Source organism: Jiangella muralis (assembly GCF_001270745.1).
GTDB lineage: Bacteria > Actinomycetota > Actinomycetes > Jiangellales > Jiangellaceae > Jiangella > Jiangella muralis.
This window is the reverse complement of sequence record NZ_KQ434758.1, coordinates 148,754-163,330: the sequence shown is the minus strand read 5'-3', so window position 1 is coordinate 163,330 and position 14,577 is coordinate 148,754. Positions and strand designations below refer to the sequence as shown.

The following is a 14,577-nucleotide window of genomic DNA, read 5'->3' as shown; positions in this document are numbered from 1 at the left end:
GGCATGAACAGTCTGACCCGCGCGAGAGCTTCCGAGCTGGCCGCGGCCGTCCGCGATGGCGAGGTCAGCGCCGTCGAGGTCACGCAGGCGCACCTCGACCGCATCGCCGCGGTCGACGGCACCGCCGAGGCCGGCGTGCACGCGTTCCTGCACCTCGACGCCGACGGCGCGCTGGCCGCGGCCGCCGCCGTCGACGAGAAGCGCGCGGCCGGCGAGGAGCTGGGCCTGCTGGCCGGCGTCCCGCTGGCGCTGAAGGACGTCATCGTCACGTCCGACATGCCGACGACCGTCGGCTCGAAGCTGCTCGAGGGCTGGCAGCCGCCGTACGACGCCACCATCACCCGGCGGCTGCGCGAGGCCGGCATCGTCATCCTCGGCAAGACCAACCTCGACGAGTTCGCCATGGGCTCGTCCACGGAGAACTCGGCGTACGGCGTCACCCGCAACCCGTGGGACCTCACCCGCATCCCGGGCGGCTCCGGCGGCGGGTCGGCCGCGGCGCTGGCCGCGTTCGAGGCGCCGCTGGCCATCGGCACCGACACCGGCGGCTCGATCCGCCAGCCGGCCGCCGTCACCGGCACCGTCGGTGTGAAGCCGACGTACGGCGGGGTCAGCCGCTACGGCCTGGTGGCCTGCGCGTCCAGCCTCGACCAGGCCGGCCCGTGCGCGCGCACCGTGCTCGACGCCGCGCTGCTGCACACCGTCATCGCCGGTCACGACCCGCTCGACTCCACCAGCATCGACCAGCCGGTGCCCGACGTCGTCGCGGCGGCCCGGCGCGGCGCCGAGGGCGACCTCAGCGGCCTGCGCGTCGGCGTCGTCAAGGAGCTCGGCGGCGAGGGCTACCAGGCCGGCGTCGAGGCGCGGTTCAACGATGCCGTCGCGCTGCTGTCGAAGCTGGGCGCCGAGGTCGTCGAGGTGTCGTGCCCGCACTTCAAGTACGGCCTGCCCGCCTACTACCTCATCCTGCCCAGCGAGGTGTCGTCGAACCTGGCCCGGTTCGACGCCATGCGCTACGGCCTGCGCGTCGGCGACGACGGCAGCCGCAGCGCCGAGGAGGTCATGAGCCTCACCCGCGGCCAGGGCTTCGGCGCCGAGGCGAAACGGCGCATCATGCTCGGCACGTACGCGCTGTCGTCGGGCTACTACGACGCCTACTACGGCCAGGCGCAGAAGGTCCGCACGCTCATCGCGCGCGACTTCGAGGCCGCGTTCGCTCAGGTCGACGTGCTGGTGTCGCCCACGACGCCGACCACCGCGTTCCCCATCGGCGAGAAGGTCGACGACCCGCTGGCCATGTACATGAACGACCTCTGCACCATCCCGAGCAACCTCGCCGGCAACGCGTCGGCGTCGTTCCCGGCCGGGCTGGCCGACGAGGACGGCCTGCCGGTCGGCCTGCACGTCATGGCGCCGGTCATGGCCGACGACCGCCTGTACCTCGTCGGCGCGGCGGTCGAGGCCGCATACGCCGCCCAATGGGGGGGAACGTTGCTGGAACAGGCACCCGCGTTGGAGGGAATCGCACCGTGAACGTCAAGTACCTGGCCAAGTTCGGCGGTTCGGCGCTGGGCGCGGTGGGCGCCGCGCGCAGCCTCACCAAGGCGCGTCGCGAGGGCGACAAGCTGCGCATGGTCGACGCCGTCCTCAGCATCCTGTCGGTCGCCATCACCGTCGCGATCGTCGTGCGCGAGATCCGCGAGGCGCAGAACGACGACAAGCCGCTGGTCGAGCTGAAGGACGACGAATGACCGTCACCACGGCGCTGCCCTCGTTCGACGAGGCCATCGCGACGTACGAGCCCGTCATGGGCATGGAGGTGCACGTCGAGCTCGGCACCGCCACGAAGATGTTCTGCGGCTGCTCGACGGAGTTCGGCGGCGAGCCCAACTCGCAGGTCTGCCCGGTCTGCCTGGGGCTGCCCGGCTCGCTGCCGGTGGTCAACCGCACCGCCGTCGAGTCGGCCATCCGCATCGGCCTGGCGCTGAACTGCAGCATCGCCGAGTGGTGCCGGTTCGCCCGGAAGAACTACTTCTACCCGGACATGCCGAAGAACTTCCAGACCTCGCAGTACGACGAGCCCATCGCGTTCGACGGCTGGCTCGACGTCACGGCCGACGGCGAGACCTACCGCATCGAGATCGAGCGGGCGCACATGGAAGAGGACACCGGCAAGTCGCTGCACGTCGGCGGCGCCACCGGCCGCATCCACGGCGCCAGCCACTCGCTGCTCGACTACAACCGGTCCGGCATCCCGCTGATCGAGATCGTCACCAAGCCGATCTACGTGCCGCGCGAAGTCGCGCCGGCCGTCGCCAAGGCCTACGTGACGGAGCTGCGCGAGCTGATCCGCGCGCTCGGTGTCTCCGAGGCGCGCATGGAGCTGGGCCAGCTGCGCTGCGACGCGAACGTGTCGCTGCGGCTGCCCGGCGACCCGCTCGGCACCCGCACCGAGACCAAGAACGTCAACTCGCTGCGGTCGGTCGAGCGCGCGGTCACGCACGAGATCCGCCGTCAGGCCGCGGTGCTGTCGTCGGGCGGCACCATCATCCAGGAGACCCGGCACTGGCACGAGGACACCGGCGAGACCACCGCCGGCCGCGTCAAGGAGGAGGCCGAGGACTACCGGTACTTCCCCGAGCCCGACCTCGTCCCCATGGCACCGTCGCGCGAGTGGGTCGATGGGCTGCGCGGCACCCTGCCGGAGCCGCCGGCCGCGCGCCGGGCCCGGCTGCAGGCCGACTGGGGCTTCACCGACCTCGAGATGCGCGACGTCGTCAACGCCGGCGCGGTGGCCCTGGTCGCCGCCACCGTCGACGCGGGCGCGTCCGCGGGCGGCGCCAAGAAGTGGTGGCTCGGCGAGGTCGCGCGGGTCGCCAACGAGCGCGGCGTGGCGTTGGAGGACGCGGGCATCTCGGCCGCCGACGTCGCCCGGGTGGAGGAGCTGATCGCCGCCGGGTCGCTGAACGACAAGCTGGCCCGCCAGGTGGTCGAGGGCGTGCTGGCCGGCGAGGGCACGCCCGACGAGGTCGTGGCCGCCCGCGGCCTGGTCCTCGTCAACGACGACGCCGCCCTGGGCGCCGCCGTCGACGACGCCATCGCCGCCCAGCCCGACGTCGCCGAGAAGATCCGCGGCGGCAACCTGGGCGCGGTGGGCGCGCTGATCGGCGCGATCATGAAGACCACCAAGGGCCAGGCCGACGCCAAGCGCGCCCGCGAGCTCATCCTGGAGCGGCTGCAGAGCTGACCGCTCGCCCGATGTCCTAATGTCTCTATTATTGAGACACCTGATAGAGTGGGTGTCCTTATGATAGAGACATCAGGACATCGCCATGATCTTTCACCAGCCGGAGCCGAGCCCCGAGGACATTGAGGTCCTCGGGGAGATTCACGCATCGCGTGGCCGTCTCGCCGATGTGCTGAGGACCCCTCGGCGCTGGCAGGGCGGCCTGCGCCGCACCATGCTCGCCCGCGCCATCCGCGGCTCGAACAGCATCGAGGGCTACGACGTCGAGATCGACGACGCCGCGGCGGCGCTGGACGACGACGCGCCGCTGAGCGCCGACCAGCAGACGTTCGCGGAGATCCGGGGCTACCGGCAAGCCCTGGGCTACGTCCTGCAGATGGCCGCCGACCCGCACTTCGTCCTGGACCAGTCGGCCATCCGGAGCATGCACTTCATGATGCTGTCGCATGCCTTTTCGAAGAGCCCGGGCCAGTATCGCTCCGGCCCGATCTACGTCCGCGACGACCACGACGACCGCGTCGTCTACGAGGGCCCGGACGCTCGGCTCGTGCCCGAACTGGTGAACGAACTGGTCGACGGCCTGCGCCACGGCGACGGAGCCGACCCGATCGTACGGGCGGCCATGGCGCACCTGAATCTGGTCATGATCCATCCGTTCCGCGACGGCAACGGACGCATGGCTCGCGCGCTGCAGACCCTGGTGCTGGCACGCGAGGAGATCGTGGAACCGTCGTTCTCCAGCGTCGAAGAGTGGCTCGGCGAGAACACCGAGCACTATTACCGGGTGCTCGCGGCGACCGGTCAGGGCCACTGGCAACCCGCGAACGACGCCACGCCGTGGATGCGTTTCATGCTGCGTGCCCACCACATGCAGGCGCAGACGGCCGAGCGGCGGTTGCACGAGGCCGCCTCGATCTGGGAGATGCTCGACCAGCTCGTCAGCATGGACGACCTGCCCGAGCGGGTGACCGAGTTGTTGTACGAGGCGGTCCTGGGATATCGCCTCCGGCGCTCCACCTATCTCAAACAGACCGGCCTGGAGGAGCGCACCGCGACCCGCGACCTCAGCCGCCTCGTCGACGTCGGGTTGCTGGAGACGCGCGGGGCGACCCGCGGGCGCTACTACGTCGCGGCGGGGCGTCTGCACGTGGTCCGGGCCGCGGCACGAGCGTCGCGCGAACCGCTGCACGATCCCTATCCGGAACTCAGGGCCGAGCCGGCGCGGTGATCACCGGCCCGGCCCGACGCTCAGCCGACGGGGCGGCCGTCGGGGCCGATGTCGATGACGATCTCGTCGCCGTACGTGCGCCGCTCGGATCGCGTCACCGTCAGCTCGTCGTCGAGCACCGGGAACACGTGCACCGGGGTGAGGGTGATGCGGGCGATCCGGTCGTCGTCGCCGCGGACCCGCTCGACGTCGATCTCCAGGTGGCCGTAGTGCTTGCCGCCCGCCTCCAGCCGCGGGACGCCGTCGCCGGACACCCACTGCTCGGTCTCGCTCTGGTCGGCGGTCCACCGGCTGAACGGGTTGTAGCGCAGCGGCGCGGTGTCCAGCGTCGCGCCCTCACGGCGGACGCCGCGCAGGCCGTCGCCGGCGACGCCGACGTCGTAGTACTGGACGCCGGTGCCGTCGCCGTCCTCGTCGACGAAGCTGCGCTCGAACATCTCGCTGTGCCCGGAGATCACCGCGGCGACGCCGTACCGCTCGAACAACGGGTGGTAGACCCGCATCGGGGTGCCGCCCTGGCCGGACGAGAGCGCGTGGTTCATCGGCAGCCCGTGCTCGCCGGAGCTGTACGGGACGTGGTGGAACTGGACGACGACGATCTGCCCGGCCGCGCGCGCGTCGGCCAGTTGCCGTTCGGCCCACGTCCACTGGACGCTGCCGGGGCCGAAGTCGGACAGGTCGGTGCCGCCGGCCGCCTCGTACTGCTCGCGGGTGAAGTTCTCCTGCGTGTCGGTGCCCGGCCCGGTGTACTCGCGGCCGGTCAGCTTCTGGTCCGCCGGGTAGTTCGCCGCGGCGTCGTCCGGCTGGCCGTTGTTGCTGTCCAGCGTCAGGACGGTGACCGGGCCGTAGTCGACCCGGTAGTAGTTGTCCTGGTGCGCCGGGGTGCCGTTCGCGGGCGCGTCGAAGTAGGCGTGGAACTTCGCCCGCGACCGGACGACCGGGGTCCGGTCGTCCGGCGTGCCGTAGCCGCCGTTGAGCGCGCCGAAGCTCTCCCAGTTGCCGAACGCGGGCAGGATCGGCACCGACGTCAGCAGGTCGCCGCCGGTCCCGGCCGTGCTGCGGAAGAACTCGTCCCAGCCGGGCTGGTAGCCGCCGCCCTGGACGAGGTCGCCGGTGAACAGGACGGCGTCGGGGGAGCGCTGCTCGATGACGGCGAGGTTGCGGCGCAGCCCTTCGTCCTCGGTCAGCGGATAGCGCAGCACCCGGGTGCCGGACAGCGTCGTCGTCCCGTGCACCTGGTCCCAGGCCGACCCCGCCTCGGCGGACGGACGGCCCTCGGCGCCCGCGCCGGGCGCCCACTCGCGCTTCTGCACTCGTCCCAGCGGCTCGGTCTCGGAATCGGACAGCGCGATCAGCCGGATCTGCCGCCAGTCGTCCGCCGTCGGCGCCGTCGCGAACCGGCCGCGGAAGGTCGAGCCGCCCTGCTCGACGGTGTAGGTGTAGCGGGCGCCCGGCCGCAGCTCGTCGATCAGCTCGGTGTGCTTGTAGTTGTCGGCGCCGAGCAGCCACGAGCCCGGTTCCAGACCGGGGATCAGCTGCGCCCGCTCGGCGTCGGTGTAGGCCAGCTCCGACAGCAGGGTCGCGCCCACCTCGGTGGTCAGGCTGCCGCGGATGCCGGGGCCGCGGACGGTGAGCCGCCCGGGCTCGTCGGTCTCGGTGAACCAGGTGATCCGGATGCCCTCGCTGCTCGGACTCTGCAGGTAGGGCAGGACGCGGAAGTCGTCCGCCGACCCCGCCCCGCCGGCCGGCGGGGCGGCACCGGCCAGCAGGATCAGGGTGGCGACGCCCGCGGCCGCGAGTCGTCCGCTCTGCCGCATGGTCGCTCCTCTCAGTGCACCAGGGTGACGTCGCCGACGACGATGCGGTGGTCGGAGAACGGCGTCGAGATCACTCGGCCGGAGTCCGGGCCGACCACGAAGTGCTGGGTGTCGACGAAAATGTAGTCGATCTTCCGGTTGCTCTCGTACGGCTTGTCGTAGACGTCCGGGCGGCCCTCCGCGCCCATGGTCCACTCGCCCTGCCGGTGCGGGCACGCCTCGGTGCCGAGGTTGAACCGGCGGATCACCGGCCAGCGCTCGTCGCGCCCGTCGACCTCCTCGAAGACGCCGTTGCCGCCGCAGCGGCGGTAGAAGAAGTCCAGCGACGGCAGGAACGGCAGCTCGTTGAGGTCGCCCATCAGCGCCACCGGCAGCTCGTCCGCCATCGGCGTGATCGCCTCGGCGATGACCTTCGCCTGCGCGTAGTTGATCGACCGCCCGTACAGCGGGTCGTCGGCGATGTCCGGGTCGTCCGGGAACGACGTCTCGTTGATCAGCGGCAGCGGCACCTCGGTGTGGGTGACGCAGGCGCGGACCGCGGTGGCGCCGGGGATGGCGACGTCGCCGCAGACCAGCTTCCGGAACCGCTGCCGGTAGTGGTAGCCGAGGTCGAGGTACGGGGTGTCGCCGAACATCACCTGCTCGGATTCGTACTTGCTGAACAGGCCCATCACGTACCAGCCGCCGGGGTTGACGACCGGGTCGTAGCAGTTCGGGATGTCGTAGTTGGTGACGACGACGTGCTCGGTCAGGTTCTCGTATCCGGGCCGCGCCTTCAACTGGTCGCGCATCGCGACCCACTGGGTGTAGCACATCTCGTTCAGCCCGACGATCTCCGCCTGCTGCTCGACGACCTTGCTCACCGCGTCGGTCACGGGCGCGCCGGTGTCGCCGCCGTTGAACCCGTTGCCGGCGAAGTTGAAGTCGAGCATGCGGACGTTCGTCTCCTGCCGCGCCGTGGTCGTCGCCGGCGCCGACGGCGTCTCCGCGGCGGTGGCCACGAGCGGTGCGATCAGGGCTGTGCAGGCGGTTGCCGCCAGCGCTACGAGCGTGATCCTCACTCCGCCTCCAGGGTCTGGATTCCTGTCTAGACCGGTATTTTGGCCGGGAGCGTAACAGGGTGTGACGGAGTTGACCAGAGGGGCGGCGGCTCGCCCGCGGGGCGTGTGCGGGGCGCGCGCGGGCCGTTCAGGCGGGTGCGGGTGTGCGGCCGGTGGTGCCGGGGTGGGTGGGGATGCTCGGGGGTTGTTGACGTGGGTGCCAACGGTTGGCGCTGACGTCAACTGGCGCGGCGACGACTGGGCAGCCGGCAGTGGCGCCGCCGCCGAGGGCGGCCAGCCGCCGGCCAGCCGCCGGCGGTCAGCCGCTGGCCGGGCGGCTGACGTGCATCTGGATGGCGTACCGGTCGCCGCGGTAGAGGGAGCGGCCGAACTCGACCACGTTGCCCATGTTGTCGACCGAGCGGCGCTCGATGAGGAAGGCCGGGTCGTAGCCGGGGACCTCGAGGCGTTTGGCCTCGGCCGGGCTGAGCCGCGCGATCGACACCGTCTGCTCGGCCGACTCCAGCCGCACGCCGAACACCTTGGCCAGCACGTCATACAGGGACTCGTCGCGGTTCATGACGTCGAGCAGAGTGCCGAACCGTGCGGCCGGCAGGTTGGTCCGCTCCAGCGCCATCGGGGTGCCGTCGGCGGTGCGGATGCGCTCGATGGAGTGCACCGGCGCGCCGGTCTCGACGCCCAGGCGCTCGGCGATGTCGCGGGTCGCGGGGCGGGTGCGGGCCCGGTAGCTGCGCGAGCCCGGCGTCATGCCGCGGTTGCGCATGTCCTGGCTGAACGACCGGAAGATCTCCGAATGGGTGAGCGTCGGCCGCTGCACGAACGTGCCCCGCCCGGACACCCGCCGCACCAGCCCACGCGCCTCCAGCTCGTTGATCGCGCCGCGGACGGTCATCCGCGCCACCCCGAACCGCTCGGCCAGCACCCGCTCGGACGGCAGCAGCGACCCGTCGCGCGACCGCTGCACCAGCGCCCCTAGCACGTCCTTGATGTGGGCGCCCTTCGCGCGGTCCCCGGTCGTGAACACGTCCGGCGCGACGTCGTTCGGCTCGTGTCGCGGCCTTGGCACGGTGCGGCTCCCTTGCTCACCTGATTGACGACATCTTACGGACCGCCACCGAACGATGCAGGTAGACGCGCCGGGGATTGACAGCGGTATAGACCAGTATTACGGTCTGCGTCTCACAGTCTCACATCCGTCAGCTCACCCGACCAGGAGACCCACATGATCGGCAGACGAAGCGGCGTGCTCGCCCTCCTCGGCACGCTGACGCTCGGCCTCGTGGCGTGCAGTCCCAGCGCCTCGGAGGGCGACTCCGGCACCAGCGGCGACGGCGATGAGGTCACCCTGGAGGTCTGGGGCTGGCGGCAGGAGGACGTCGCCGCCTACGAGAAGATCTTCCAGCTCTACGAGGACGCCAACCCGGGCGTGACCGTCGAGTACGTCCCGTACAAGGCCGACGAGTACGACACCATCCTGCGCACCGGCCTGGGCGACGCCAGCGGGCCGGACGTCGCACAGCTGCGGTCGTACGGGCTGCTCCAGCCGCTGGTCGCGTCCGAGAGCCTGGTGCCGTTGGACGACGAGGTCGAGGCGCTGGCCGACTTCCCGGACGAGTTGATGGACGGCGCCCGCGGCGTCGCGGACGGCCAGCTCTACGGGGTGCCGTTCGCGCTGCAGACGCTGCACGTCATCTACAACAAGGCGCTGTTCGACGAGCACGGCCTCACGCCGCCGCAGACGTGGGACGACATGATCGCGGCGTTCACCGCGCTGAAGACCGCCGGGGTCACGCCGCTGGCGGCGACCGTCGCGGACACCTGGATGCTGCCGATCCAGCACGAGATCTTCGGCGCCAGCACGTACGGCGGCTACGACTACCTCGACCAGCTGCTGGCCGGCACCGCCGACTTCACCGGCCAGCCGTGGGTCGACTCGATGACGGCCTGGCAGGGCACCAGCGAGTTCTGGGCGCCGCAGTTCCAGGGCGTGACGTACGCCGACGCGCAGGCGCTGTTCACCTCCGGCCAGGCGGCGATGTTCCCCGGCGGCATCTGGGAGCTGGCCGTGTTCGCGCAGGCCAACCCCGACCTCGAGCTGGGCATCTTCAACGTGCCGCCGCCGCCCGGCGCCGCCGTCCAGGAGACGCTGGTGCCCGGCTACGTCGACGGCTCGTTCGGCGTCTCGGCGGCGTCGCCGGACCAGGAGGCCGCCCTCGACCTCGTCCGCTGGATGGCCTCCGAGGAGTTCGGCCAGGCGTTCACCGACGAGCTGCGCCAGATCAGCGCGGTCCCCGGCGTCGAGCCGGCCGACGAGCTGCTGGCCCAGGCGCTGGAGGCGCACCTGGCCAACCCGAGCCCGTACGTCACGTACGCCTACTTCTCCAGTGACCAGCCGACGGCGTGGGACCTCGCCTCCGAGTCGCTGTCCGACTTCGTCCTCGGCGGTGCCACCGCCGAGGAGGCCGCCGGTCACATCCAGCAGGGCGTCAGCCAGTGGTTCGAACCGCAGTCGTGACGTCCGGGCCGCGGCGGCCGGCGCGATACCGCGCCGGCCGCACCGGCCTGGGCTGGATCGCCGGGTTCACGCTGCCGGCGCTGCTGCTGTACAGCCTGCTCATCGTCGTGCCGCTGGTGACCGCGTTCTATTACGGCTTCTTCCACTGGGAGGGCACGCAGCGGGCCGGGTTCGCGGGCCTGGGCAACTACCAGGAGGTGCTGACCCGGTACCCGCTCGGCGACGAGATCCCGGTCGCGCTCTGGCACAACGTGCTGTTCTTCGTGGGCACGATGGCGATCCAGAACACCGTCGGCCTCGGCCTCGCGGTGCTGCTCTACCGCAACCCGCGGTGCAAGCGGTTCTTCCAGACCGTCTTCTCGCTGCCGTACCTGATCAGCCCGCTGATCGTCGGCTACCTGTGGTCGCTGCTGCTGAGCCCGTCGTTCGGCCCGGTCAACTACGTGCTGCAGTCGGTCGGCCTGGACTCGTGGGCGCGGCCGTGGCTGGGTGACCCGGACACCGCGCTGCCGGTGCTGATCCTCGTCAACGCGTGGCAGTGGATCGGCGGGCCGATGCTGATCTTCCTCGCCGCGCTCGGCGGCATCCCGCGGGAGCTGGAGGAGGCCGCGGCGCTGGACGGCGCGTCGTCGGCGCGCGCGTTCTGGAGCGTCCGCTTCCCGCTGCTGATGCCGGCCGTCGGCGTCATCACCGTGCTCACGTTCATCGGCTGCTTCAACATCTTCGATCTGGTCTACGCACTGGGCGGGTCGGACGGCGGCCCCGGCGGCGCCATGGACGTGCTCGGGCTGCTCTACTACCGCACCGCCTTCGAGGGCGGCACCAACGCGATCGGGGAGTCGTCGGCGCTGGCCATGATGATCTTCGTGCTGATCTTCGGCGTCGCGATCGTGCTCGAACGGCTGCTGCGACGCCGGGAGGTGGCCTCGTGACGTCGACCCTGACCCCGCAGCGGCGCACGCGCTCGTCGCCGGCCGCGCCGGGACCGCGGACGGCCCAGGCGGGCACCGGCCTGCGCCGGGCCGGTGTGCAGCTGCTGCTGTGGCTCTACGCCGCGCTCGCGTTCGGCCCGCTGGTGCTGGTGCTGATCGGCTCGTTCCGCGACAACGCCGACATCCTGCGCCAGCCGGTCGGACTGCCGACGTCGCTGGGCCTGGACAACTACCAGCGGGCGTGGGAGACCGCGTCGCTCGGGACGTACTTCGTGAACTCGGTGCTGGTCACCGTCGCCTCGGTGACGCTGTGCGTGACGGTGTCGGCGATGGCCGCCTACGCCTTGTCGCGGTGGCGGTTCCGCGGCCGGGCGCTGCTGGCCGCGCTGTTCATCTCCGGGCTGATGATCCCGGCGAAGCTGGGGCTGCTGCCGGTCTTCTACATGTACCAGTCGCTGGGGCTGATCGACAGCCGCGTCGGACTGGTGCTGCTCTACGCGGCCAGCGGCATCCCGTTCTCGATCTTCGTCATCATGGGGTTCATGCGCGGGCTCCCGACGGAGCTGGAGGAGGCGGCCAAGCTGGACGGCGCCAATGAGGGGCGGATGTTCGTCTCCGTCGTCCTGCCGCTCATGCGCCCGGCGCTGGCGGTCGTCACGGTGTTTCAGTTCGCGCCGACGTGGAACGACTTCTTCTACCCGCTGGTGCTGATGCGCAGCGACGACAAGTACACCGTGCCGGTCGGGCTGACCCGGTTCTTCGGCGAGTTCGCGGCCGACCGCGCGACGCTGTTCGCCGGGCTGGTCATCGCGCTGGTGCCGCTGGCGATCGTGTTCGCGTTCGCGACCAAGCACATCATCAGCGGGCTGACGGCGGGGATGTCGCGGTGACGGACACGTTCATCAGCATCGACGGGGGCAAGTCGGCGTTGCGGCTGCTGGCCGTGACCGGCGAGCGGCGGCAGGTCGGCGCCGGGCCGGGCATGAGCTACCGGCCGGGGGAGGACGGCGTCGAGCGGACGGTCGCGGCCGTGCGGGCGGCGGCCGCCGGGGTCGAGCTGCCGGACCGCGTGGCCGGCGTGATCGCCGGGCTGACGGCGGTGCCCGGCGAGCCCGGCCCGCGGCGGGAGCTGGCCCGGCGGATCGGCGCGGAGCTGGGCGGCCCGGCGCTGGTGACCGTCGACGTGCAGCTCGCGCATGCCGGCGCGCTGGCCGGTCCGGGCACGGTGCTGTGTCTCGGCACCGGCACGAACGTGCTGGCCATGGGCGCCGGCGGGGAGTACACGACGGTGGAGGGCTGGGGCCCGGCGCTCGGCGACCGCGGCAGCGGCTACGCGATCGGGCTGGCCGGGCTGCGCGCGGCGACGGCGGCGCTGGACGGCGTCGGCCCGGACACCGCGCTGACCGAGCGGTTGCCGGACGCCGTCGGCGGCGCCGGCCTGGCCGCGCTGCAGCGCTTCTACCGCGACCCGGAGCTGATCGCGCGCATCGCCGGCTTCGCGCCGGTGGTCGTCGAGGCGGCCGGGTCGGACGCCGTCGCGCGGGCGATCTGCGCCGCGGCGGTCGACGACCTCGTCGCGCTGGCGGCGTCGGCCGCGCGTCGGCAGCCCGACGCCGGGCCGCGGGTGTCGTGGTCCGGCCGGCTGCTCGACGCCGGCGGGCCGCTGCAGGGGCGGCTCGGCGACGGGCTGCGCGCACACGGGCTGGAGCCGGCCGAGCCGGCCGGGTCGTCGCTGGACGGCGGCCTGACGCTGCTGCGCGGCGCGGCGCCGTACACGCGCGTGCTGGCACGGCTACGGGAACAGGTGGGGGACGACGGGTGAGGATCGGACACGGGGAGCAGTTGTTCGAGGTCCGGCCGGGTGAGCCGATGGGCGGCTACGCCGACCGGGCGCACGGGGCCGGAGGCGTGCTGGACCCGCTGGAGGTGCACGTCGTGACGTTCGCCGCCGGCCGGCACCGGTTCGCGCTGGTCGTGGCCGACCTCGTCTGCGTGAACACCGACGCCGCCGGGCAGGTGCGCGATGCCCTGCGGGAGTTGCGGATCGACGACTGCTGGGTCGCGGCCACGCACACGCACGCGAGCCCGGAGAGCGGCTGCACGCCGGGCGGCCGGCCGACCCCGCCGGACGTCGGACGGCGGCTGGTCGCGGCTGCGGTCAGCGCGGCGAGGGCGGCCATCGTCGACGAGCGGGACGCGGCGCTGACCAGCGTCCGGGTGGAGGTACCGGGCCTGGCCGGGCGCCGGATCGCCGGCGCCGCCGAACGGCTGGACGTGCCGGTCGACGCGCTCGTCGTCTCGACCGCGGCGGGCGTCGCCGGCGTCGTCACGGTCTCGCCGGTGCACCCGACGGTGCTGCCGGCCGCCAACCGCGACATCTCCGGGGACCTCAACGGCGCGATCCGGCGCGCCCTCGAGGCGCCGGGCCGCTGGGCGGTCGCGGCGACCGGAGCCGCGGGCGACATCAGCACCCGGCACACCCGCCGCGGCCGCGGCCCGGCCGAACTGGCCCGGCTGGCGTCGCTGGTCGCCGCCGAGCTGCCGCTGGCGCCGTCCGGCGAGCCCGGCCCGGACGCCGTCCGGCTGCCCGTGTCGCGGCAGGTCCGGCTGGAACCGAAGACCGCGGCCGAGGTGGCCGCCGCGACCCGGGCCACCGCCGCCGGCGGCGCCGATGCGCGCGCCCGGCAGGTGTTCGAGCAGGGCCGGCGCATCGCCGGCGAGCTCGCGGCCCGCGGCGAGCCGTACGACGTCGACGTCCAGGCGGTCCGGCTCGGCGGCGTGACGCTGGTGGCGGTCCCCGGCGAGCTGTTCCTGGAGCTGGGCGAGGCGATCCGTGCGGCCGCCGGGCCGGACGTCATCGTCCTCGGCTACACCAACGGCTACCTCGGCTACCTGCCCAGCCGCGATACGCCGCCCACATACGAGACGCTCGTCAGCCCGGTCCGGCCGGGCAGCGGCGAGCGGGTCGCCGACGTCGCCGTCCAGGTGGCGCGGATCGTCGCAGCCGCGGAGGAGAGCACGTGATCGCATCCGAGTACGCCACCCGGGCCGCCGGGCTGGTCGAGCACGTCGTCGAGACGCAGCTGCCGGCCCTGCGGGAGGCCGCCGCGATGGTGACCGGGTCGGTCGCGGCCGGCGGCGTGCTGCAGGCGTTCGGGACCGGGCACTCCCGCATCGTGACGCTGGAGCTGGCCGGCCGCGCGGGCGGGCTGGTCCCCGTCGGCATGCTCGCGGTGAAGGACCTGGTGATGTTCGGGGGCGAGGATCCCGCAGCGATCCTCGACCCGACCTACGAGCGCGAGTCCGGCCTGGCCGGCCGGATCTACGCGCTGGCCCGGCCGCGGCCGGAGGACGTGTTCCTCATCGTGTCGAACTCCGGCCTCAACGCGGCGGTCGTCGAGATGGCCCAGCTGGCGCGCGAGCGCGGGCACGGCCTGATCGCGATCACGTCGCTGGCGCACACCCGGTCGGCGGCGGCCCGCAGCGCGGCCGGCCCGCGCCTGGCCGACCTCGCCGACGTCGTCATCGACAACGGGGCGCCGGAGGGCGACGCCGCGATCGAGCTGGCTTCCGGGGTACGGATCGGCGCGGTGTCGTCGCTGACCGGGGTGCTGGCGGCGCAGATCCTGACCGAGCTGATCTGCCGGGAGCTGCTGGAGCGGGGTGAGCAGCCGCCGGTCTACATCTCGGCCAACCTGGCGGCGGGCGACGGCCACAACCGTAAGATCCTGGAGCGCTATCAGGACCGGGTGCGCCCGATCGAGCCCTAGGAGCCCG

At 72.5% G+C, this 14,577-nt stretch carries 13 protein-coding genes; 10 read left to right on the top strand and 3 right to left on the bottom strand.

The window, feature by feature from the left end; all coding sequences use genetic code 11:
* The first annotated feature begins 3 nt into the window (after positions 1-3).
* From gatA to ACW62_RS15690, 4 genes are all read left to right on the top strand, one after another.
* A complete protein-coding gene (gatA, locus tag ACW62_RS15705) occupies positions 4-1,533 on the top strand; it encodes an Asp-tRNA(Asn)/Glu-tRNA(Gln) amidotransferase subunit GatA (protein WP_053205186.1) in 1,530 nt (509 codons plus the stop codon).
* Positions 1,530-1,751, top strand: coding sequence for a hypothetical protein (locus ACW62_RS15700; protein ID WP_053205055.1), 222 nt, complete (start codon positions 1,530-1,532; stop codon positions 1,749-1,751). Before gatA ends, ACW62_RS15700 begins: the two co-directional genes overlap by 4 nt.
* Complete coding sequence (gene gatB, locus ACW62_RS15695) at positions 1,748-3,247, top strand: Asp-tRNA(Asn)/Glu-tRNA(Gln) amidotransferase subunit GatB (protein ID WP_053205054.1); 1,500 nt, start codon at positions 1,748-1,750, stop codon at positions 3,245-3,247. Before ACW62_RS15700 ends, gatB begins: the two co-directional genes overlap by 4 nt.
* A 169-nt stretch (positions 3,248-3,416) precedes the next feature.
* Positions 3,417-4,475 carry a Fic family protein gene (locus ACW62_RS15690; RefSeq protein WP_205629383.1) on the top strand — a complete coding sequence of 353 codons (1,059 nt, stop codon included), beginning with the start codon at positions 3,417-3,419 and terminating at the stop codon, positions 4,473-4,475.
* 20 nt (positions 4,476-4,495) lie between these two features.
* Here the strand turns inward: ACW62_RS15690 and ACW62_RS15685 are convergent, their stop codons facing one another.
* The 3 genes from ACW62_RS15685 to ACW62_RS15675 all read right to left on the bottom strand — a co-directional run bounded on the left by ACW62_RS15685 (position 4,496) and on the right by ACW62_RS15675 (position 8,419).
* On the bottom strand, positions 4,496-6,292 hold the full coding sequence (locus tag ACW62_RS15685) for a metallophosphoesterase family protein (protein WP_053205052.1): 1,797 nt from the start codon (positions 6,290-6,292) through the stop codon (positions 4,496-4,498).
* 11 nt (positions 6,293-6,303) lie between these two features.
* Complete coding sequence (locus ACW62_RS15680) at positions 6,304-7,353, bottom strand: endonuclease/exonuclease/phosphatase family protein (RefSeq protein ID WP_157574786.1); 1,050 nt, start codon at positions 7,351-7,353, stop codon at positions 6,304-6,306.
* Positions 7,354-7,651: 298 nt separating this feature from the next.
* Positions 7,652-8,419 (bottom strand): GntR family transcriptional regulator, encoded by a 768-nt coding sequence (locus ACW62_RS15675; RefSeq protein ID WP_083459804.1) that lies wholly within the window; start codon positions 8,417-8,419, stop codon positions 7,652-7,654.
* Positions 8,420-8,575: 156 nt separating this feature from the next.
* Between ACW62_RS15675 and ACW62_RS15670 the strand changes: the two genes are divergently transcribed.
* The 6 genes from ACW62_RS15670 to ACW62_RS15645 are packed head-to-tail and all read left to right on the top strand — an operon-like array spanning position 8,576 to position 14,570.
* Positions 8,576-9,868: an ABC transporter substrate-binding protein gene (locus ACW62_RS15670; protein WP_083459803.1), complete on the top strand. Its 1,293-nt coding sequence runs from the start codon at positions 8,576-8,578 to the stop codon at positions 9,866-9,868.
* A complete protein-coding gene (locus ACW62_RS15665) occupies positions 9,847-10,800 on the top strand; it encodes a carbohydrate ABC transporter permease (RefSeq protein WP_205629382.1) in 954 nt (317 codons plus the stop codon). Before ACW62_RS15670 ends, ACW62_RS15665 begins: the two co-directional genes overlap by 22 nt.
* Positions 10,797-11,690 carry a carbohydrate ABC transporter permease gene (locus ACW62_RS15660; protein WP_205629381.1) on the top strand — a complete coding sequence of 298 codons (894 nt, stop codon included), beginning with the start codon at positions 10,797-10,799 and terminating at the stop codon, positions 11,688-11,690. Before ACW62_RS15665 ends, ACW62_RS15660 begins: the two co-directional genes overlap by 4 nt.
* On the top strand, positions 11,687-12,622 hold the full coding sequence (locus ACW62_RS15655) for an N-acetylglucosamine kinase (protein WP_053205048.1): 936 nt from the start codon (positions 11,687-11,689) through the stop codon (positions 12,620-12,622). Before ACW62_RS15660 ends, ACW62_RS15655 begins: the two co-directional genes overlap by 4 nt.
* Positions 12,619-13,824, top strand: a complete 1,206-nt coding sequence (locus tag ACW62_RS15650; protein WP_053205047.1) for a hypothetical protein — start codon at positions 12,619-12,621, stop codon at positions 13,822-13,824. Before ACW62_RS15655 ends, ACW62_RS15650 begins: the two co-directional genes overlap by 4 nt.
* A complete protein-coding gene (locus ACW62_RS15645) occupies positions 13,821-14,570 on the top strand; it encodes a sugar isomerase domain-containing protein (RefSeq protein WP_053205046.1) in 750 nt (249 codons plus the stop codon). Before ACW62_RS15650 ends, ACW62_RS15645 begins: the two co-directional genes overlap by 4 nt.
* The last annotated feature ends 7 nt before the right edge of the window (positions 14,571-14,577 follow it).

Excerpts from the sequence above, each read along its gene's own strand:
- gatB (WP_053205054.1), top strand. The coding sequence starts at position 1,748 with ATGACCGTCACCACGGCGCTGCCCTCGTTCGACGAGGCCATCGCGACG.
- ACW62_RS15685 (WP_053205052.1), bottom strand. The coding sequence starts at position 6,292 with ATGCGGCAGAGCGGACGACTCGCGGCCGCGGGCGTCGCCACCCTGATC.
- ACW62_RS15670 (WP_083459803.1), top strand. The coding sequence starts at position 8,576 with ATGATCGGCAGACGAAGCGGCGTGCTCGCCCTCCTCGGCACGCTGACG.
- gatA (WP_053205186.1), top strand. The coding sequence starts at position 4 with ATGAACAGTCTGACCCGCGCGAGAGCTTCCGAGCTGGCCGCGGCCGTC.